Source organism: Sphingomonas taxi, from assembly GCF_000764535.1.
Classification (GTDB): Bacteria; Pseudomonadota; Alphaproteobacteria; order Sphingomonadales; family Sphingomonadaceae; genus Sphingomonas; species Sphingomonas taxi.
In genome coordinates, this window is record NZ_CP009571.1 from 2,746,968 (window position 1) to 2,767,098 (window position 20,131).

Here is a 20,131-nt window from a genome sequence, read left to right on the forward strand (position 1 = left end):
GTGAACAAGCTCCTCGCGTCCGGTCGCGGCGCGGCGCTGCCGCTCGCCATCCTGCTGCTCGTCGTCGTGATGGTCGTGCCGATCCCGGCCTTCCTGCTCGACATCTTCTTCGTCGCCAATATCGCGATCAGCCTCGCGGTGCTGATGGTGTCGCTCAACGCGCAGAAGCCGCTCGATTTCTCGTCCTTCCCGACGGTGCTGCTGTTCGCCACCCTGTTCCGCCTCGGCCTCAACGTCGCCTCGACCCGTATCGTGCTGGTCCACGGCCACGAGGGCGAGAGCGCGGCGGGCCACGTCATCGAGGCGTTCGGCACCTTCCTGATCGGCGGCGACTATGTCGTCGGCATCTTCGTCTTCGCGATCCTGATGATCATCAACCTGATCGTTGTCACCAAGGGCGCCAGCCGCGTGTCGGAAGTCTCGGCACGCTTCACCCTGGACGCGCTGCCCGGCAAGCAGATGGCGATCGACGCCGATCTCAATGCCGGCCTCATCACCCCCGACGACGCCAAGAAGCGCCGCGTCGAGGTGGCGACCGAGGCCGATTTCTACGGCTCGATGGACGGTTCGTCGAAGTTCGTGAAGGGCGACGCGGTCGCCGCGATGCTGATCCTCGCCGCCAACGTGGTGGGCGGGCTGATCCTCGGCCCGGTCAGCCACGGCATGACCATCGCTGCCGCAGCGAAAAGCTATATCCTGCTCGCGATCGGCGACGCGCTCGTCGCGCAGCTGCCGTCGCTGATGCTCTCGATCGCCGCCGCCGCGATCGTCACCCGCGTGTCGTCGGACAAGGACCTCGCCGGCCAGATCGGCGGCCAGTTCGGGTCCCCCCGCACCTGGACCCCGGTCGCGGTGATCCTCGGCCTGCTCGGCCTGCTGCCCGGCATGCCGCATCTCGTCATCCTCACGGCTGCGGGGATCGCCGGCTTCGCGGCATGGAAGCTGCGCCAGATCGAGCGCCGCCCGCTCGTCGAGGCGACCCCCGCGGTCGCCGAGGAGCCCGCCGACCCGTCGAAGATCGGCTGGGACGAGGTCACCGACGGCATGCAGGTCAATTTCGACATCGGCTATGGCCTGGTGCCGCTGGTCGACCCGCGCCGCGGCGCACCGCTGATGGGCCGGATCACCGGCGTCCGCCGCCAGCTGTCGCGCGAACTCGGTTTCGTCGTGCCGCAATGCCGCGTCCGCGACGACATCAACCTCGCGCCCTATACCTATCGCATCCTGATCAACGGCGTCGTGCTCGGCGAGGACCAGGTGTCGCCCGACGAGATGCTCGCGCTCGACACCGGCCAGGCCTATGGCTCGCTCAGCGGCAAGAAGGCGAAAGATCCGACCTTCGGCCTCGATGCGACGTGGATCCCGTCGGGCGACGCCGATGCGGCGACCGGCGCGGGCTTCCTCGTCGTCGATGCCGGCACCGTCATGGCGACGCATCTCAACCATCTGCTCGGCGCCAACGCCACCGACCTGCTCGGCCCGGACGAGGTCCAGTCGCTGCTCGACGGGCTCAAGGAGCGCGCCGCGCAGCTGGTCGCCTCGCTCACCCCCAATCCGCTGCCGCTCACCACCCTCACCCAGGTCCTCAAGGGCCTGCTTGCGGAGAACATTCCGTTGAAGGAATTCCGTCGCATCGCCCAGGCGATCGCGGTCGCCGCCACGCGCAGCGCCGACGCCGAGGAAATCGTCGAACTGATCCGGCCCGAACTCGGCCCGCTGATCATCCAGAAATTGTGCGGCGTGCGCGAGCCGCTGCGCGTGATGACGCTCGACGGCCAGCTCGAAGGGCTGCTCGGCCAGGCGGCACGCGCCGACCAGTCGCGCCGCCACGTCATCGAGCCCGATCTCGGCCGCCGCATCGTCGATGCCTTGCAGGAGGCGGCGCAGCCGCTGATCGCCGAGGCCAAGCCGTTCGCGCTCGTCGTCCAGCCGGCGATCCGCCTCGCGATCCGCAAGCTGGTGAAGACGGTGCTGCCCGACACGCCGGTGCTCTCCTTCTTCGAGGTGCCGGAAGAAAAGGCGGTCGAGGTCGTCGCGGTGATCGGCCAGCAGCATCAGGCGCTGGCGGCATGAGCATGGAGCCGATGAAACAGGTGTTCGCCCCCGCCACGCCCGCGCCCGCCACGCTGGTGCCGCAAGGACCGCTCACCTATTCGCGCGTCACCCGCCCGGGCGGCGATCAGGAGGCGATGATCCGGCAATATCTGCCGCTGGTCCGCCGCATCGCGTGGCACGTCCACGGTTCGATGAGCTCGATCGTCGAGGTCGAGGATCTCGTCCAGATCGGCCTCGTCGCGCTGGTCGAGGCGATCGGCCAGGCCGCCGAACAGGGCGCGCAATTCCGCGCCTATCTGCAAACCCGGCTGCGCGGCGCGATGATCGACGAATTGCGGCGTCAGGCGACGACGACGCGCGGCGCGATGCGGCGGCGGCGGCAATATCATGCCGCGGTGGCAACGCTGACGGCAAGCACCGGCCGCGCCCCCGACGAGGCGGCGCTGGCGAAGGAACTGGGAGTGACGGTGGAGAAACTGCGCGCCGATTACGAGACCGCCGATGCGGTCCGGTTCGAATCGATGGACGAGGTCTATGCCGACGATCTGCCGTGGTTCGCCGACGACACGCCCGACGCCTTCGAGCAGCTCGCGGAAAGCGACCTGCGCGACACGCTGATCGCCGCGATCACCGCGCTGCCCGAGCGCGAGGCGCTGGTGGTGCAGCTCTTCTACGTCGAGGAACTCAACCTCGAGGAGATCGGCCAGGTGATCGGCGTCGGCGCGGCGCGCGTCTGCCAGATCAAGGCCGCCGCACATGCGAAGTTGAAGAAGGCCCTGGCACGGAAGGTATAATTCCTCCCCGGCACGGGGAGGCGGACCGCCACGCGCAAGCGTGGCGGTGGAGGGGGGTCACCGCGGGCGCGTCGCGCGTGGAAGCCCCCCTCCGTCGCCGCTACGCGGCGCCACCTCCCCGTGCCGGGGAGGAATGCTTACGCCGTCACCGCCTTGGACCGCGCCGCAAAACTCTTGCGCAGCTTCTGCAGCTTCGGCGGGATCACCGCCATGCAATAGGGGTTGGAACGGCCCGAGGTCTCCCAATAATCCTGATGATAGCCCTCGGCGGGATACCAGGTCGCCATCGGCTCGATCGTGGTGACGATCGGCTTGGCCGAGTCCGCCTGCGCCCGCTCGATCGCCGCCCGCATCTCGGCCTCCTGCGCCTCGTCGGCCGGGAACATCGCCGAACGATATTGCGTGCCGACGTCGTTGCCCTGGCGGTTGAGCTGCGTCGGATCGTGCGTCGCGAAGAAGATGTCGAGCAGGTCGCCGAGCTGCAATTGCTCGGGATCGAAGCCGATGCGGATCGCCTCGGCATGGCCGGTGTCGCCGCCACAGACCTGCTTGTAGGTCGGATCGGGGACCGAACCGCCGATATAGCCGCTCTCGACGCTCTCGACCCCGATCACATCCTTGAACACCGCCTCGGTGCACCAGAAGCAGCCGCCGGCCAGCGTCACATAATCGGTCATAATAGTCTCCTTTGCGCCGATGTAGGAACGCGGTAGGGCGCGCGAAAGACGGGAGATCAGACGATGGCGTTCCAGGGTAAGGTGATGGTGACCGGCGGCGCCGGCTATATCGGCAGCCATGCGGTGCTCGCATTGCTCGACGCGGGCTATGACGTCGTCGTCGTCGACAATCTCGTCACCGGCTTCGACTGGGCGGTCGATCCGCGCGCCACGCTGGTGCAGGCCAATATCGAGGACGACGCCGCCGTCCGCGCGACGATCCGCGACCATCACGTCCGCGCCATCATGCATTTCGCCGGGTCGGTGGTCGTGCCCGAATCGGTCAGCGACCCGCTCAAATATTATCGCAACAACACCGCCGCGACGCGCGCGCTGCTGGAGAGCGCGGTGGTCGAGGGCGTGCCGCACTTCATCTTCTCCTCGACCGCGGCGACCTACGGCACCCCGGTAAAGGTGCCGGTGCAGGAGAACGACCCGACCGTGCCGATCAACCCGTACGGCATGTCGAAGCTGATGACCGAGGCGATGCTGCGCGACGTCGCCGCGGCGCATCCGATCAATTATTGCGCCTTGCGCTATTTCAACGTCGCCGGCGCCGATCCGCAGGGCCGCTCCGGCCAGTCGACGGTCGGCGCGACGCATCTCATCAAGATCGCCGTGGAAGCGGCGACCGGCAAGCGCGAGGCGGTGTCGGTGTTCGGCACCGACTTCGACACGCCCGACGGCACCGGCGTGCGCGACTATATCCATGTCAGCGACCTCGCCGCCGCGCACGTCTCGGCGCTCGAACTGCTGATCGCGGAGCCCGCCAAGAGCCACACGCTCAACGCCGGCTACAATCGCGGCTTCTCGGTCAACGAGGTGCTCGACGCGGTCGATCGCGTCACCAACCTGACGATCCAGCGCCGCTACGAGGGCCGTCGCGCCGGCGATCCCGCCGCGCTCGTCGCCGACAATGGCGCGATCCTCGCCGCTTTGCCGTGGCGGCCGCAGCGCGACGATCTCGAAACGATCGTCAAGGACGCGCTCGCTTGGGAGCGCAAGCTCGCCGAACGCGGCTGATTGGTCGGTGGCCGGCATTTCATCTTGATATGACGGGGGAAATGCCGGCCGCTGTCCTACACGACCCCGACTTGCTATCGACGCAGCGCAAGTCGCGCTCTTTCTCATCGGTGCAGAAATGGAAACGATAGGGCTGGATCGTTTCCGTTAAGGTGTCCAACTTGTCCACGTTGCCCCAATCCGGCCACAATCAGCGCTCGCCACCGATCGCCACCCGCGCCCGCGCGGTGGCGGTCCACCAGCCCAGCGCCCAGAGCGTGCCGAAGCTCCAGCCGGCGATGACGTCGCTCGGCCAATGGACGCCAAGATAGACGCGGCTGCACCCGATCGCGCCGACCAACAGCACCGCGACGACGAGCAGATAGCGTCGCGCCGCCCGATCCGGGGTCACCTGACCGGCGAGCGAGGCGAGCGTCAGATAGACCACCGCGCTCGACGTCGCATGGCCGCTCGGGAAGCTGTAGCCGCTCGCGTCGACCAGATGCGGCACGAGGTCGGGCCGCGCGCGCAACACGACGCCCTTGACCGCATCAACCACCCAGCCACCGGTCAGGCTGGCGAGCACCGTCGCCAGCGCGGTCAGCCAGAGCCGCTGGATCAGCAGGAAGCCGGCGACGATCACCACGATCACGGTCAGCACCACCCCGCCGCCGAGCGCGGTGATGTCGCTCGCCACCTTGGGCAGCCACGCCGGCCCGCCCCATGCCCGCGCGCCGACGATGATCGCGCGGTCGAAGGCGAAGGGATAGCGGCTCGTCGCGAAGGCGCCGATCAGCAGGATCAACAGCCCGACCGCGATCAGCGCGATCCCGGCGAGCAGCGGCGGCAGGCGCCGCGCGCCGACGGAGGTTGGTTCGGTCATTGACCGGTCCGAACGCCCGACACCGCCGCCGGTGCCGTCAGCGTTGCGCGGCGAGCCCGTGGCGACGGCCGTAGGCGAGATAGACGACCAGCCCGATCGCGTTCCAGCCGAGGAAGCGCAGCAGCGTCGCCTGCGGCAGGCTCCACAGCAGATAGAGGCAGCCGAGCACCGCGAGCGTGCCGACGACGAACGGCGCCGGGCAGCGGAACAGCCGCTTCGCCTCCGGGGCGGTTCGGCGAAGTACCATCATGCACGCCGCCACCGCGATGAACGCGAGCAACGTCCCGGCATTGGCGAGTTCGGCGATTTCGTCGAGCCGGAAGACCCCCGCGACCAGCGCGATCGACACGCCGGTCAGCAATGTGATCCGTACCGGCGCGCCGGTGCGCGGGCTCAACGTCGCGAGGCTGCGCGGGAGGAGCCCGTCGCGCGCCATGGTGAAGAAGATGCGGCTCTGCCCGTACATCATGACGAGGATCACCGAGGGCAGCGCGATCACCGCGGCGAGCGCGATCAGATGGCCCGCGAACGGCCGGCCGAGCGAGCGGAGCACCAGCGCGAGCGGTTCGGCGGAATGCGCGAGCTGCGTGAACGGCAGCGCGCCGACCGCGGCGACCGCGACCGCCATATAGATCAGCGTGCATGCGAGCATCGACCCGACGATGCCGATGGTCAGGTCGCGACCGGGGTTCTTCGCCTCCTCCGCCGAGGTGGCGACCGCATCGAAGCCGTAGAAGGCGAAGAAGACGATCGCCGCCGCCGCCATCACGCCACGCTTGGTGCCGCCGCTCTCCACCGAGCCGAAGCCATAGGGCATGAACGGATGGAGATTGTCGGCGTCGAACGCCGGCAGCGCGAAGCCGACGAAGATCGCCAGCGCGGTCAGCTTGACGATCACCAGCACGATGTTGAGCGTCGCGCTCTCGCGCGTGCCGAGCAGCAGCAGCCCCATCACGCCGAGCGCGACGAGCACCGCAGGCAGGTTGATCAGCCCGCCGCCATGCGGCCCGGCGAGCAGCAGCGCCGGCAGGTGCACCCCCGCCGATTCGATCCAGCCGACCAGATAGCCCGCCCAGCCGACCGCGACGGTCGAACAGGCGAGCGAATATTCGAGGATCAGGCTCCAGCCGACCACCCAGGCGACCGTCTCGCCGAGCGCGGCATAGCTGAACGTATAGGCGCTGCCCGCCGCCGGGATCATCGTCGCCAGCTCGGCATAAGCGAGCGCGGCGCAGGCGCAGACCGCGCCGGCGATCGCGAAGGCGAGGATCACCGCCGGTCCGGCGCGCTCGGCGCCCACCCCGGTCAGCGTGTAGATGCCGGTGCCGACGATCGCGCCCACCCCGAGCGCGATCAGATGCGGCCACGACAGCGTCTTGGCGAGCGCCTGTCCGGCATCGTGGCGCAAGACGGCGTCGAGCGATTTGCGCGGCCCCAACATGATCGTGTCCCCCGTTGTGATGATGATGCCGTCAGCGGGCGGCGAACTGCTCCCGCAGGTCGGCGAGCGTCGCGCCGATATGGCCGGCGAGCAACGTCTCCAGCGCCGCGCCGTCGCGGGCGAGAAAGGCGTCGAGCAGCGCGCGATGCTCCTGATGCGCGCGCGTCTCGCGCCCGGCGGGGGCGAGATGCGCGACGACATAGCGTTCGGCGAGGATCGACAACCGCTCGATGAGCTGCGTGGTCAGCAGCCGCCCGCCCGGGCGGACCAGCGCGACGTGGAATTCGCGATTGCTGATCGCCACCGCGGCGAGGTTGCTGCCCGCGGCACGGTCGAGCCGCTCGAACGCCTGCACCGCCGCGTCGCGCGCCGGCGGATCGGCGCAGGCGGCGGCATGAGCGGCGGCGGCGGGCTCGATCGCGAGGCGCAGCGCATAGATCTCTTCCGCCTGATCGGTGGACAGCGCGCGCACCATATAGCCGCGATTGGCCTGGCTGGTCAGCAACCCTTCCTGTTGCAGCCGCCCCAACGCCTCGCGCAGCGGGATCTTGCTCACCCCCAGTTCGGCGGCGAGCGCATCCTGCCGCAGCGGCGTGTCGGTCGCCAGCTGGCCGGTGACGATCCGTTCGCGGACGATCTCGAATACGCGTTCGGAGAGGGTGCGGATCACGATGCTCACCACATGGCGCCAAAATGCCGCGCGCTCACGTGACCTGGAATCCCTCCCAGAAGGTGTCGGCGCGGTCGATCCAGATCGTGTTGAAACCGGTGGCGATCGCCGCGCCCTCGATCGACGGCACGATCGCCGGCGTGTCGCCGAGCGTCGTCGCCGCCTCGACCCGGCCGACGAAGCGGCTGCCGATATAGCTTTCGTGCACGAACCGGTCGCCGACGGCGAGCACGCCCTTGGCAGCGAGATGCGCGAGCCGCGCCGAGGTACCGGTGCCGCACGGCGACCGGTCGATCGCCTTGTCGCCGTAGAAGACCGCGTTGCGACCGTCCGCCCCCTCGCCCTTCGGCTTGTCGGCCCAGAGCATGTGGCTGACGCCGCGGATCGTCGGATCGAGCGGATGGATCGGCTCGAACTTGGCGCGCACCGCCGCGCGGACGCTGCGGCTGAGCGCGATGATCCGGTCGGCGCCGAGATCGTCGAGCCCGGTATAGCCGCCCTGCGGCTCGACGATCGCATAATAATTGCCGCCATAAGCGACGTCGACCGACAGCGGCCCGATCCCCTCGACATCGATCGCGATCCCCGTCGCCGCGACATAGGAGGGAACGTTGGTGATGCGCACCGCAGTCACCTTGTCGCCCGCCGTCTCATAGGCGATGTCGATCACCCCGGCGGGCACCTCGACGCGCAGCCGCCCCGGCGTCGCCGGCTGGATCAGCCCGTGCTCCAGCCCGAAGGTGACGATGCCGATCGTGCCGTGCCCGCACATCGGCAGGCAGCCGCTGGTCTCGATGAACAGGATGCCGATATCCGCATCCGGCATGGTCGGCGGATAGAGGAAGCCGCCCGACATCATGTCGTGACCGCGCGGCTCGAAGCACAGGCCGGTGCGGATCCAGTCGAAGCGCGCCAGGAAGTCCTGACGCCGCTCCGACATGGACGCCCCCTTCAGCAGCGGCGCCCCGCCGGCGACGAGGCGGACCGGATTGCCGGCGGTATGACCGTCGATGCAGAAGAAGGTGTGGCGCATCGCGTCGCGGCTCAGCCGAGCGCCGGCCGCGTCGCCGCCGCCTTCTCGACCATCGCGATCACCTCGGCGCGGCGTGCGCCTTCCAGCACGTAGCGCGGCGGCAGCACGCGCTCCGACCCGCGGCCCATCACCTGCTCGGCGAGCTTGATCGACTGGACGAGGTCATGCTCGGCGTCGAGGTGGAGCAAGGGCATGAACCAGCGATAGATTTCCATCGCCTTGGCGTGATCGCCGCGCTCGAACGCGCGCACCAGCTCGACCGATTCCCTGGGGAAGGCGTTGGTCAGACCCGATACCCACCCCTGCGCGCCGAGGAACAGCCCCTCGAGCGCGACGTCGTCGAGCCCGGCGAACAGCACGTAGCGATCGCCGAAGGCGTTGCGGAAGTCGGTGAAGCGGCGCGTGTCGGGGGCCGATTCCTTGACCGCGACGATGTTCTTCACCTCGACCAGCGCGGTCAGCACCTCCTGATCGATCACGGTGCGATAGGCGGGCGGGTTGTTGTAGAGCATGATCGGCAGGCCGGTCTGCTCGGCGACACCCTTGAAGTGGTTCACCAGCTCGTGCGGCTTGGGGACATAGACCATCGGCGGCAGCAGCATCAGCCCGTCCGCCCCGGCCTTCTCCGCCGCCTGCGCATAGCGCACCGCGCGGCGGGTGTCGTATTCCGACACGCCGGTGACGACCGGTACGCGGCCCGCCACCGCCTCGACGATCGCGGTCAGCGTCGTCACCTTCTCGTCGAAGTCGAGCGAATTGTTCTCGCCGACCGTGCCCAGCGCGATCACGCCGGTGACGCCGTCGCGCACCAGATCGTCGACGACGCGTTGCGTATCAGGGAGATCGATGGAAAGATCCTCGCGTACCTGGGTCGTCACCGCGGGGAAAACGCCCCTCCACCCGATCGTCATGCTGCTTGCGTCCTCTATCGTCTGTGGAATATCGTATACCAAGTCATAGAAGCGCGGCAAGGACAAGATGATGCAACGGCAGGTCGCGATTCTCGGCGGGGGTGTGGTGGGGCTGTCGGCGGCGGTGACGCTCGCCCGCGCCGGCCATGCCGTCACCGTGATCGATCGCGATGCCGACCGGCAGGCGCCGTCGTGGAACAACGCCGGCCATATCGCGGTCGAGCAGGTCGCACCGCTCGCCTCGCCGGCGTCGGTGGCGAGCGCGTGGCGGCGCCGCTTCGCCGCGGGTGGCGCGCTCGACTTGCCGCCGGCGATGGCGCGCGACTGGCTGCGCTTCCTGCCGCGCTATCTCGCCGCGAGCCGGCCGTCGCGCTTCCGTCACGGCAGCGCCGCGCTGGGTGGCCTGCTCGCCACCGCAATGCCAGCGTGGCGGCGACTGGTCGCGGCGATCGACGCGCCTGCCTTGCTTCGCGAGGACGGCCATCTCGTCGTCTGGAACGACCGGCACAGCGCCGCGCGCGGCGCCGCGGCGTGGCGCGCGGCCGACATCGGCGTCGCGACGATCGCCGATGCGGGACCGGACGATCGCGCCCGGATCGCCGCGGTAGCGGCAGTGCCGGTCGCCGGTGCGATCCGCTTTACCGGCAGCGGCCAGATCGGCGATCTCGCCGCGCTCGCCGCCGCGCTGGAGGCGGCGCTGATCGCCGCCGGCGGCCGCATCGTCCGCGCCGCCGCGACGCTCACCGTCCGCGACGGCCGCGCCGCAGTCGCGGGCCATGCCGCCGATCTGGTGGTGGTCGCCGCCGGCATCGGCAGCGCGCCGCTGGTCGCCGCCGCCGGCCACGTGGCGCCGCTGATCGCCGAGCGCGGCTATCACATCCGCGCCGCCGCCGACGCCTGGCCCGCTGACTGCCCGCCGCTGGTGTTCGAGGATCGCTCGATGATCGTCACCCGCTATGCCGGTCACGTGCAGGCGTCGGGCTTCGTCGAATTCGGCAATGCCGCCGCCCCCCCCGACCCGCGCAAATGGCAGCGACTGGAGGCGCAGGTGCAGGCGCTCGGACTGGCGATGCGGCCGCCGTTCACGCGCTGGATGGGTGCGCGACCGACCCTGCCCGACTATCTTCCCGCAATCGGCCGTTCGACCCGCGCGCCCAATCTGCTCTACGCCTTCGGCCACCAGCATCTCGGTCTGACGCTCGCGGCGACGACGGGCGAGATCGTCGCCGCGCTCGTTGCGGACCAGCCCGCGCCGATCGACCTCGCCCCCTTTTCCCTGAACCGTTTCGGAGCAACACGATGACCATCGGCGGATCGACCGCAGCGGCGCAACTCGCCATCCTTGCCCCCTGGAGCGACCCGGCGCCGGTGATCGGCGCCGGCGAGCGCAGCGACCGCCTCGCCCGCGCCCGCGCCGCGACCGCGGCGAGCGGCGCCGCCGCCTTGCTCGTCACCGCGGGCGCGTCGCTGCGCTATTTCACCGGCGTCGGCTGGTCGCCGACCGAACGGCTGGTCGCGCTGCTGCTGCCGGTCGCGGGCGAGCCGATCGTGATCTGCCCGGCGTTCGAGCGCGGCTCGCTCGTCGCCGAGCTGGAGATCGCCGCCGATATCCGCTTGTGGGAGGAGGACGCGGACCCGGTCGCCCTGGTCGTCGACGCGCTGCCCGCCGGCGCGACGCTGGCGCTCGACCCGCTGCTGCCGTTCGCGGTCGCGCGGCGGCTCGGCGCGACGCTGACGGTGACCGACGGCGCCGGCATCATCGACGGGCTGCGCATGATCAAATCGCCTGCCGAGCTCGCGCTGATGGCACAGGCCAAGGCGATGACGCTGGAGGTTCACCGCCGCACCGCGCGCATCCTCGCCCCCGGCATCCGCGCGAGCGAGGTGAAACGCTTCATCGACGACGCGCATCGCGCCTTGGGTGCGCCGGGCTATACGTTCTGCGCGGTGCAGTTCGGGACCGCGACCGCCTTCCCGCACGGCCTGCCCGGCGATCAGGCGCTCGCCGACGACCAGCTCGTGCTGGTCGACACCGGCTGCGCGATCCACGGTTACCAGTCGGACATCACCCGCACCTACGCCTTCGGCCGCGTCGACGACGACATCCGCGCGACCTGGGCGCTGGAGAAGGAGGCGCAGGCCGCCGCCTTCGCCGCGGTGCGGCCCGGCGTGCCCTGCGAGGCGGTCGACGCGGCGGCGCGCGCAGTGCTGGAGCGTGCCGGGCTCGGCCCCGACTATCGCCTGCCCGGCCTGCCGCACCGCACCGGCCACGGCATCGGCCTGTCGATCCACGAGCCCGCCTATCTCGTCCGCGGCGACACGACGCCGCTGGCACCGGGCATGTGCTTTTCCAACGAGCCGATGATCGTCGTTCCCGAGCGCTACGGCATCCGGCTGGAAGACCATTTCCACGTCACCGAGGACGGCGCCGCCTGGTTCACCGAACCGCAACCGTCGATCGACCGCCCGTTCGATCCGGAGAGTCTAACGCCCTGACGGCTCGTAACGGGGGCACGCCCACCAACCGTTCGTGCTGAGCCCGTCGAAGCACGGGAGACCAGAGGCGGCGGCATCGCTTGCGGCACCCGGGGGGGGGCGCCCGATCACCGTTGGTGCTGAGCCTGTCGAAGCAACCGGACGCCGGATGCCCTTAGCGCCCCTCCTCTGGATACGGCCCCTTGCCGCCGTCGGCGATGAAGGCGTCGATCCGCCGGTCGAGTTCGGGCATCGGCACCGATCCCAGCACGAGCACGGTGTCGTGGAAGGCGCGGATGTCGAAGCGCGGGCCGAGCGCGGCTTCGGCCCGGCGCCGCGCCGCCAGGATCGCCAGCTCGCCGGTATAATAGCTCAGCGCCTGTCCCGGCCAGGCGATGTAGCGATCGACCTCGGTCTCGATCTCGTGATCGGCGAGCGCGGTGTGGTCGCGCAGATAGCCTTGCGCGCGCTCGCGGCTCCAGCCCATCGCGTGAATACCCGTGTCGACCACCAGCCGCGACGCGCGCCAGGATTGGTAGCTCAGCATGCCGAACAGGTCGTAGGGCGTCTCATACATCCCCATTTCCTCGCCGAGCGCCTCGCAATACAGCGCCCAGCCCTCGCCATAGACCGACAGATAGGTCTCGCGGCGGAAGGCGGGGAGGTCGTGGTTCTCCGCCGCCAGCGGCATCTGGAAGGCGTGGCCCGGCGCGCTCTCGTGCAGCGTCAGCGCCGGCAGCGCATAGAGCGCGCGCGACGGCAGATCGTAGGTGTTGACCAGATACACCCCCGGCCCACCGCGACCGCTGGTATAGAAAGGCGCGAGATCGGCGGGCACCGGCTTGATCGCGAAGCGCGCGCGCGGCAGCCGCCCGAAATAGCGCGCCGCCTTGCCGTCGAAGCTCTTGGCGATCCAGGCGGCACGGTCGAGCAGGTCCTGCGGCGTCTTGGCGTAGAAACGCGGATCGCGTCGCAGCATCGCTAGGAACGCGGGCAGGTCGCCCTTGAACCCGACCGTCGCCATCACCTGCTGCATCCGTGCCTGAATGCGCGCGACCTCGGCGAGGCCGATCGCATGGACCTGCGCCGGCGTCTGGTCGCGCGTCGTATATTCGGCGACCTTCGATTGGTAATAAGCGCGCCCGTCGGGCAGGTCATAGGCCGCGAGCGTGGTGCGCGCGCCGGGAATATACTCGTCGCGCAGGAAGGCGAGCAGCCGGCGGTGCGCGGGCACCACCGCGTCGCGCAACGCCGCCAGCGCCTCGGCGCGCAGCCTCGCCCGCGTCGCGGCGGGCATGGTCGCCGGCATCGTGCGGAACGGCGCGTAGAAGGGCGAGCCCTCCCACGCTCCTGCCTCCGCCACCTGAGCGACGCCGATGTCGCGGCCGGTGAGCGTCACCTTCGGCGGCGTGGAGCCGCGCGCCAGCCCGGCCCGCATATTGGCGATATTCTGATCGAAGTAGCGCGGAACGGCGCGCAGCAGCGTCAGATAGCGGGCATAATCCTCGGCCCGCGAGAAGGGCTCGCGCGCCTGATCGGCGAGGTCGCTCCAGAAGCTCGAATCCGAGGTCAGCGGCATCTCGTAATCGCGGAACCGCTGCTCGGCGAGCAAGGCGCGGATCTGCGCGGCATAGACGCCGTAATCGACCCGCGCCGCCGGCGACAATTCGGCGGGGCGGATCGCGGCGAGCGCCGTCGCGGTCTGCGTCCAGCGCGCGAGCTTCGCCGCCTGCGCCGCCGGACCGACGTCGGGCAGGCTGCGCGCGCTGTTCTTGTCGTCGTCCTCGCTCGGCGGCATCTGCTGCTTCCGCCAGGCATATTCGGCGGTGTAGAGCGCCCGCAACCGCGCGTCCGCACTGCCGGTGGCGGGCGCCGCCGCGACCGGAGTCGCGAGCAGCGCGAGCGCGGCGATCACCGCGCCGCTCATGCCGCCGCTCCGATCGCCATGATCTCGGCGTGCAGTGCTGCCGGCACCACGACCCCTTCCGCCAGGCTGTGCGCCCGCGCCGCATAGCGCCGTGCCGAGGGCAGCCGCGCGCCCTGCGCCTCGATCGCCGCGAACATCGCCTCGGCCCGCGCGAGATGCGCTGTGGTCGCCTCCCCCAGGAAACCGGCGGGGTCGATCGCGACGATCAGCTCGCCGCCGACCGGCGATCCGCCGCGGCCGTCGTCGAGCGCCAGCGATTCGCGGCTGGTCAGATCGCCGATCAGCGGCCCGGCGAGCAGCTCGACCATCGCGGCGAGCGCCGACCCCTTGTGGCCGCCGAAGGTGCGCATCGCCCCATCGAGCACCGCCTTGGCATCGGTGGTCGGCGCGCCTTCGGCATCATAGCCCCATTCCTCCGGCACCGGCAGGCCGGCGCGGCGATGCAGCTCGATCTCGCCGCGCGCCACCGCGCTGGTCGCGAAGTCGAAGACGAACGGATCGCCCGCCGGCCGCGGCCAGCCGAACGCGATCGGGTTGGTGCCGAACACTGGCTGCGTGCCGCCCGCGGGCGCGACCCAGGCGTGCGACGGCGTGCAGGCGAGCGCGACCAGCCCCTCGCGCGCCAGCGCCTCCACCTCCGGCCACAAAGCGGCGAAATGGACGACATGGTTGAGCGCCAGCGCGGCGATGCCGTGCTCGCGCGCCGCCGCGACCAGCACCGGCAGACCGCGCGCGAAGGCGAGCTGCGCGAAGCCACCGCCGCCGTCGACGCGGACCAGCGCCTTACCCGGCCGGCTGACCACCGGCACCGCATCGGGCACCACCACGCCCGCCCTGACGCTCGCCGCGGCGACGAGCAGCCGGTAGATGCCGTGGCTGGCGCAGCCGTCGCGCTCACCGGCGACCATCGTCTCCGCCACCGCCTCGGCATGATCCTCGGCGAGGCCCACCGCGCGCAGCTTGGCGCGGGCGAGCGCGCGCAGCGCGGCGAGCGTCATCGGGACGCCGGCGTGATCGGTCATACGGTCTCTCCCGGTTTGGCGGTATAGATGCGCAGGCCGAACACCGGCCCGGCGGTGCTGCCGTCATGCGGCACGACACGGACGCGCACCGTGCGCTTGCCGCGGGTCAGCGCCTCGGGCAGCGGATAGGCGACGTCGAAGAACCGCCCCGGCGCATCGTTGCCGAGATGCTGCGTCGCGATCCGGACGTTATCGATCAGCAGGTCGAAGTCGCGCGGCCGCTCGCCGCCCCAATAGCTCGCCTGCAACAGCAGCGGCCCCGTCCTGACCGCCATCGTGCATTCGAACCAGCCGCCCGATCGCGCATCGCGGCCGGTGCGCCCGCGATAGGTGACGGGATAGGAGGCGGCGCTGGTCAGGCCATGATCGCGCTCGGGCTGCATCTCGCCGAGGTGCATGACGTCGACCGAGCGCGCCGCCACGTCGCGCAGGCGTGCCTGTTCGGCGGTGTAGGCCGCCTCCTTGCGCGTCCATTCGGCCGCGTCGAAGCGCCGGAAATAGACCGCGCTGCGCCGGCGATACTGACGATAGAAGGGCACGAAGTCGCGGTTCCCCGGCCGCAGCACGCCCTGCGTCGCATAATGCGCGGCGGCGGGATCGCGGGCGACGAAGCCGGCGAGCAGGTCGCCGCCGACCAAGGCCGGATCGGCCTGCTCCCACAGCGTTTCCGCCGCGCCGAGATCGGCGGCGAGCACCAGCGGTCCGCGCAGCACCGCGACGGTGCGCGCGTCGCCCGGCGCCGGCTCCAGCCGCAACGCGAGCGGCAGCGTGATCGCGATCCGGTCGCCCGCGCGCCACGCCCGCGTCACCGTCGCATAGCCGCGCGCCAGCACCGGCGTCACCGGCGTGCCGTTGACCGTGACCTGCGCCGTCCCGCTTGCCCAGCCCGGTACGCGCAGCGCGACCGGGAAACGGCCGCGGCGCAGCCGGTTGAAGGTCAGCGTCGCCTCCGGCTCGAATGGATAGCGCGTGTCGAGCGTGACCTGCGCGCCGCGCGTCGCCCAATCGGCATCGGCGGGAGTGTAGAGATTGACGTAGAAGGTGCCATCCGCGCCTTCCCAGAAGATCGAATCGCCATGTTTGGCATGGCTCTCCATCCCCGAGCCGACACAGCACCAGAAGGCGTCGTTGGCGGTGGTCGAGAAGTCGCGCGTCGCGCCGCTCATCAGCGGCGTCATATAGGTGAAGCCGCCGGTCGCCGGGTCCTGCTGCGCCATGACGTGGTTGAGCTGCGCGCGCTCGTAATAGTCGAACAGCGCGCCGTCCGGCTGCCATGCCCACAGCTGCCGGGTCAGCTTGAGCATATTGTAGGTGTTGCAATGCTCGCAGGTCTGTTCGGTAATGTGCTCGGCGATCGTGTCCGGCGCGGTGAAATATTCGCGGTCGGCATTGCCACCGATGACATAGCTGTGATGCCCGACCACCGCCTCCCAGAAGGTACGCGCGGCGCGGGCCGCGGCGGGATCGCCGCCGCTCACCTCGTGCAGCCGGGCGAGGCCGATCAATTTGGGCACCTGCGTATTCGCATGGAGATTGGCGAGCCGGTCCTCGCCGCGCGCGAGCGGATCGAGCACCTTGTCGTCGTGGATCAGCCGCGCCATCCGCAGCCACTCCGCCGCGCCGGTCCGCGCGTAGAGTTCGGCATAGCTTTCGTTGAGACCGCCATATTCGCAACCGAGCACCGTCTGCACCTGCGCCGGGGTCAGTGCGGCGAAGACGCGCGCGATATATCCCGCCAGCCCCTCCACCACCGCCAGCGCCAGCGCATTGCCCCACGCCCGATGCACGTCGAGCAGCCCGGCGAGCCATTTGTGGACGGTATAGAGCGGCGACCACGAGCCGTTGAGGTCGAACCCGCCCGACGTGATCTCGCCCCGCGCGATCTCGGCGAAGATCGCCTCGCCATCGACGATCGCGCCCTCCTTGGTCTTGCGCCCGAGCGCGCCGACATAGCCGGTGCCGCGCTTCGCCTGCGCCGCGGCGATCTCGTCGACGATATAGTCCGCGCGCCGGCGCAATTCCGTATCGCCGCTCTGCTGCCACGCGAGCACCAAAGCGCTGAGATAATGGCCGAGCGTATGGCCGGCGATCGTGTCGCTCTCCCATCCGCCGTAGATCGCGGCCTTCGGCGGCAATCCGGCGTAGAGCCGCACGTTGTGCAACAGCCGGTCGGGCTCGAGCCGCAGCAAATAGCGCCGGTTGACCGCCACCGCGGTCGCCTGATCCGACGGCCGTAGCCGCACCGCGGTCAGCGGCAGCGGCCGCGCCGGCCCCGCACCGCCGGTCACCGCCGCCGCGCGCCCGGCAAGCGTCAGCGCCGCCGCCCCCACCATCACCTCCCGCCGCGACACCATCGCTCATCCCCCGTTATCGGCGGTATACGATCACGCCACTGCAACGCCTGTCAATCGCCGCGGCGGATATTGTATACGGATATATTCCTGCGTATCGATCGTGCTCCCGTCGCCGGGATGCCGGCGGCGACCGATCGCAAAGGCCCGCATGACGCTCCCCCGCCTGCCCGCGCTCGCCGCGCTTCTCCTCGTCGGCGCGGCGCCGGCGATGCCGGTCACGCCGTTCGCGGTGGGCGCGCTGCGCGGGACGTTGCGCGCCGATACGCAGACGCTGGCCCGCCTGTCGCCGGCGGCGGAGCCGGGGTTCAGCTTCGTGCCGACCGCGCGCGAGGCGGAGCGGGCGGGGGACGGCTACAATCACGTCGGCGACATCGACATCCGCCTGCGCAGCGGCAACGGGCCGTGGCGCGACTTCGGCTCGGCGCACCGCCGCCGGCCGATCCGGCCCTTGCCGGCGGTGCGCGGCACGATCGCCGCGGCGGACATCACCGCGACCATGGGCGACGGCATCCCGCTCGCCGTCGAGCGGCGCTGGGTCGTGGCGGGCGGCGCGCTCGGGCTGCGCTTCCGCCTGACCAACCGTTCGAACGCGCCGGTCGAGATCGGCGGCCTCGGCCTGCCGATGGCGTTCGACAACATCATCACCGGCCGCGATCTCGACCAGGCGCACGCGCAGTCGAGCTTCGCCGATCCCTATATCGGCCGCGACGCCGGCTATCTTCAGGTGACGCGGCTCAGCGGCAAGGGACCGACGCTGCTCGTCCTGCCCGGCCGCGATACGCCGTTCGAGGCCTATGCGCCGCTCGCCGATGCCGCGGATGCGCCCGCTGGCAGCGTCTTCACCGAGAAGACGCCGCGCGAGCAGACGTTCGAGGGATTCTACGACTGGCTGGTCCATTCGCGCGGCTTCGCCGAACGCGAATGGCGCGGCGCCGGCGAACAGTGGAACCTGCCCACCAGCCGCACCATCGCGCCCGGCGCCAGTATCGAGATCGGCCTGCGGCTCGTCACCGCGCCGTCGATCCGCGCGATCGAGCCAACGCTGATCGCGCAGCGGCGCCCGGTCGCGATCGGCATTCCCGGCTATGTCGTGCCGACCGATCAGCCCGCGACGCTGTTCGTCCGCGCCCCCGCCACGATCGCCGTGATCGACAGCAGCCCGGCGGGCGCGCTGTCGGTGCGGCGCGACGGCACCGTCCACGGCTGGACGCGGCTGGCGGTGACCAGCCACGGCTTCGGCCCGGCGCGCCTGACGCTGCGTTATGCCGACGGCCAGCGGCAGACGGTGAGCTATTACGTCATCCGCCCGCTCGATGCGACGATGGCGGCGCTCGGCCGGTTCGCGACGACGCGGCAATGGTATGAGGGCAAGGGCGATCCGTTCGGCCGGACGCCGGCGATCCTCACCTACGACCATGAGGCGCAGCGCATCGTCGACGTCGAGCCGCGCGTGTGGATCGCCGGGATGAGCGACGAGGGCGGCGCGGGAAGCTGGGTCGCGGCGATGATGAAGCAGCTCGATCACCCCGAACCGGTCGAGGTCGCCAAGCTGGAACGGCTGGTCGACGAAACAGTGGTCGGCCGGCTGCAGGTCGCCGACGGGCCGCATGCCGGCGGCGTGCGCAAGAGCCTGTTCTACTACGACCCGGCGCGGTTCCCGACGCTCTACCGCGACCCCGCGCAATGGAAGAGCTGGACCGCGTGGAGCGTCAGACAGGCCGGCGACCTCGGCCGCTCGTACAATTATCCGCATGTCGCGATCGGCCATTGGGTGCTCTACCGGCTGGCGCGCAACCACGACGGGCTGGTGACGCGCCACGATTGGCGCTGGTATCTCGGCTGGGCGCAGCGGACGATCGTCGCGATGATGCGCGACGCGCCGCATTATACGCAATTCGGCCAGATGGAGGGCAACGTCTTCCTCGACATCCTCGCCGATCTGCGCCGCGAGGGGATGACCGTCGAGGCGGACACGGTCGAGGCGCTGATGCGCCGCCGCGCCGATCATTGGGCGGGGCTGCGCTATCCCTTCGGCAGCGAGATGGCGTGGGATTCGACCGGCCAGCCCGAGGTCTACGACTGGCTGCGCCACTTCGGTTACGACCGCCAGGCGGTGCAGACGCGCGAGGTGATCCTGGGCTATGATCCCGCGGTGCCGAGCTGGGGCTATAACGGCAATGCGCGGCGCTATTGGGACTTCCTGTACGGCGGCAAATATCCACGCATCGAACGCCAGATCCATCATTACGGATCGACCAACAACGCCTTGCCGCTGTTCGATTCGTTCCGTCGCGATCCCGCCGACCTGCACCTGTTGCGCGTCGCCTACGGCGGGCTGATGGGCGGGATCACCAATATCGACAGCGACGGCTTCGCCTCCGCCGCCTTTCACGCTTGGCCCGACCGGATGCGCTGGGATCCGTATAGCGGCGATTTTGGCATGGGCTATTTCGCGCACGCCTATGCGGTCGCGACCTATCTGGTGGACGATCCGATCTTCGGCTGGCTCGGCTTCGGCGGCGCGGTGACGCGTGATGGCGGCGACGTGACGATCCGGCCGCGCGACGGCGCGCGCACGCGCTTGTTCGTGGCACCCGCCGGCCAGTGGATCACGCTCGAAGCAGGACGGATCGCCGCGGCGCGCTACACACCCGCGGACGGCACGATCGTCCTGACGCTCGACCCCGCCGACGCGCACACGCCGCGGGCCCGGCTGTCCGTCATCCGCACGACGCCGCGCGGCCACGACTATGCGCCCACGACCGGCACCGCGGAGCGCGGCGGCGTCACGCTGCCGCTCGGCACCGGCCCGACCGAGGTGACGCTCAGCCCCATCGGCTGACGGCGC

15 protein-coding genes are annotated in these 20,131 nt (G+C 70.2%); 6 read left to right on the forward strand and 9 right to left on the reverse strand.

Annotated features, from left to right (window positions below; translation table 11 throughout):
* Together flhA and MC45_RS12570 are read left to right on the forward strand one after the other, a co-directional pair.
* Positions 1-2,073: a flagellar biosynthesis protein FlhA gene (gene flhA / locus MC45_RS12565; RefSeq protein WP_038663713.1), complete on the forward strand. Its 2,073-nt coding sequence runs from the start codon at positions 1-3 to the stop codon at positions 2,071-2,073.
* The gene (locus MC45_RS12570; RefSeq protein ID WP_038663716.1) at positions 2,070-2,849 is read left to right on the forward strand and encodes a sigma-70 family RNA polymerase sigma factor; all 780 of its coding nucleotides are present in this window, start codon (positions 2,070-2,072) and stop codon (positions 2,847-2,849) included. Before flhA ends, MC45_RS12570 begins: the two co-directional genes overlap by 4 nt.
* Before the next feature lie 137 nt (positions 2,850-2,986).
* Here the strand turns inward: MC45_RS12570 and msrA are convergent, their stop codons facing one another.
* The gene (gene msrA, locus MC45_RS12575; RefSeq protein WP_038663719.1) at positions 2,987-3,526 is read right to left on the reverse strand and encodes a peptide-methionine (S)-S-oxide reductase MsrA; all 540 of its coding nucleotides are present in this window, start codon (positions 3,524-3,526) and stop codon (positions 2,987-2,989) included.
* Positions 3,527-3,589: 63 nt separating this feature from the next.
* On the opposite strand from msrA, the gene galE reads away from it, so the two are divergent.
* Positions 3,590-4,588, forward strand: a complete 999-nt coding sequence (gene galE / locus MC45_RS12580) for a UDP-glucose 4-epimerase GalE (RefSeq protein ID WP_038663723.1) — start codon at positions 3,590-3,592, stop codon at positions 4,586-4,588.
* Positions 4,589-4,778: 190 nt separating this feature from the next.
* On the opposite strand, the gene MC45_RS12585 is transcribed toward galE, so the two are convergent.
* From MC45_RS12585 to MC45_RS12605, 5 genes are read right to left on the reverse strand one after another with little or no spacing between them, the layout of a single operon-like run.
* Positions 4,779-5,450, reverse strand: a complete 672-nt coding sequence (locus MC45_RS12585; RefSeq protein WP_052075653.1) for a phosphatase PAP2 family protein — start codon at positions 5,448-5,450, stop codon at positions 4,779-4,781.
* 37 nt (positions 5,451-5,487) lie between these two features.
* Positions 5,488-6,891 (reverse strand): amino acid permease, encoded by a 1,404-nt coding sequence (locus MC45_RS12590; protein WP_156143834.1) that lies wholly within the window; start codon positions 6,889-6,891, stop codon positions 5,488-5,490.
* Between the two features lie 31 nt (positions 6,892-6,922).
* Complete coding sequence (locus tag MC45_RS12595; RefSeq protein ID WP_038667308.1) at positions 6,923-7,570, reverse strand: GntR family transcriptional regulator; 648 nt, start codon at positions 7,568-7,570, stop codon at positions 6,923-6,925.
* 25 nt (positions 7,571-7,595) lie between these two features.
* On the reverse strand, positions 7,596-8,594 hold the full coding sequence (locus MC45_RS12600) for a 4-hydroxyproline epimerase (RefSeq protein WP_038663726.1): 999 nt from the start codon (positions 8,592-8,594) through the stop codon (positions 7,596-7,598).
* Between the two features lie 11 nt (positions 8,595-8,605).
* Positions 8,606-9,505 (reverse strand): dihydrodipicolinate synthase family protein, encoded by a 900-nt coding sequence (locus MC45_RS12605; RefSeq protein WP_038663729.1) that lies wholly within the window; start codon positions 9,503-9,505, stop codon positions 8,606-8,608.
* Between the two features lie 67 nt (positions 9,506-9,572).
* Between MC45_RS12605 and MC45_RS12610 the strand changes: the two genes are divergently transcribed.
* Positions 9,573-10,808, forward strand: coding sequence for an NAD(P)/FAD-dependent oxidoreductase (locus MC45_RS12610; protein WP_342666983.1), 1,236 nt, complete (start codon positions 9,573-9,575; stop codon positions 10,806-10,808).
* Positions 10,805-12,001: a M24 family metallopeptidase gene (locus tag MC45_RS12615; RefSeq protein WP_038663732.1), complete on the forward strand. Its 1,197-nt coding sequence runs from the start codon at positions 10,805-10,807 to the stop codon at positions 11,999-12,001. Before MC45_RS12610 ends, MC45_RS12615 begins: the two co-directional genes overlap by 4 nt.
* A gap of 154 nt (positions 12,002-12,155) precedes the next feature.
* Here MC45_RS12615 and MC45_RS12620 read toward each other — a convergent pair whose 3' ends face one another.
* The 3 genes from MC45_RS12620 to MC45_RS12630 are packed head-to-tail and all read right to left on the reverse strand — an operon-like array spanning position 12,156 to position 17,283.
* Positions 12,156-13,907, reverse strand: a complete 1,752-nt coding sequence (locus MC45_RS12620) for a DUF885 domain-containing protein (RefSeq protein WP_038663735.1) — start codon at positions 13,905-13,907, stop codon at positions 12,156-12,158.
* Positions 13,904-14,929 (reverse strand): Ldh family oxidoreductase, encoded by a 1,026-nt coding sequence (locus MC45_RS12625; protein WP_038663738.1) that lies wholly within the window; start codon positions 14,927-14,929, stop codon positions 13,904-13,906. The genes MC45_RS12620 and MC45_RS12625 overlap by 4 nt, the downstream gene beginning before the upstream one ends.
* Positions 14,926-17,283 carry a glycoside hydrolase family 127 protein gene (locus MC45_RS12630; protein WP_052075654.1) on the reverse strand — a complete coding sequence of 786 codons (2,358 nt, stop codon included), beginning with the start codon at positions 17,281-17,283 and terminating at the stop codon, positions 14,926-14,928. The genes MC45_RS12625 and MC45_RS12630 overlap by 4 nt, the downstream gene beginning before the upstream one ends.
* Positions 17,284-17,431: 148 nt before the next feature.
* On the opposite strand from MC45_RS12630, the gene MC45_RS12635 reads away from it, so the two are divergent.
* The gene (locus tag MC45_RS12635) at positions 17,432-20,125 is read left to right on the forward strand and encodes a DUF5695 domain-containing protein (protein ID WP_038663741.1); all 2,694 of its coding nucleotides are present in this window, start codon (positions 17,432-17,434) and stop codon (positions 20,123-20,125) included.
* The last annotated feature ends 6 nt before the right edge of the window (positions 20,126-20,131 follow it).

Excerpts from the sequence above, each read along its gene's own strand:
- MC45_RS12570 (WP_038663716.1), top strand. The coding sequence starts at position 2,070 with ATGAGCATGGAGCCGATGAAACAGGTGTTCGCCCCCGCCACGCCCGCG.
- MC45_RS12625 (WP_038663738.1), bottom strand. The coding sequence starts at position 14,929 with ATGACCGATCACGCCGGCGTCCCGATGACGCTCGCCGCGCTGCGCGCG.
- MC45_RS12600 (WP_038663726.1), bottom strand. The coding sequence starts at position 8,594 with ATGCGCCACACCTTCTTCTGCATCGACGGTCATACCGCCGGCAATCCG.
- MC45_RS12590 (WP_156143834.1), bottom strand. The coding sequence starts at position 6,891 with ATGTTGGGGCCGCGCAAATCGCTCGACGCCGTCTTGCGCCACGATGCC.
- MC45_RS12585 (WP_052075653.1), bottom strand. The coding sequence starts at position 5,450 with ATGACCGAACCAACCTCCGTCGGCGCGCGGCGCCTGCCGCCGCTGCTC.
- msrA (WP_038663719.1), bottom strand. The coding sequence starts at position 3,526 with ATGACCGATTATGTGACGCTGGCCGGCGGCTGCTTCTGGTGCACCGAG.
- galE (WP_038663723.1), top strand. The coding sequence starts at position 3,590 with ATGGCGTTCCAGGGTAAGGTGATGGTGACCGGCGGCGCCGGCTATATC.
- MC45_RS12610 (WP_342666983.1), top strand. The coding sequence starts at position 9,573 with ATGATGCAACGGCAGGTCGCGATTCTCGGCGGGGGTGTGGTGGGGCTG.
- MC45_RS12605 (WP_038663729.1), bottom strand. The coding sequence starts at position 9,505 with ATGACGATCGGGTGGAGGGGCGTTTTCCCCGCGGTGACGACCCAGGTA.
- MC45_RS12615 (WP_038663732.1), top strand. The coding sequence starts at position 10,805 with ATGACCATCGGCGGATCGACCGCAGCGGCGCAACTCGCCATCCTTGCC.
- MC45_RS12635 (WP_038663741.1), top strand. The coding sequence starts at position 17,432 with ATGACGCTCCCCCGCCTGCCCGCGCTCGCCGCGCTTCTCCTCGTCGGC.
- MC45_RS12620 (WP_038663735.1), bottom strand. The coding sequence starts at position 13,907 with ATGAGCGGCGCGGTGATCGCCGCGCTCGCGCTGCTCGCGACTCCGGTC.
- MC45_RS12630 (WP_052075654.1), bottom strand. The coding sequence starts at position 17,283 with ATGGTGTCGCGGCGGGAGGTGATGGTGGGGGCGGCGGCGCTGACGCTT.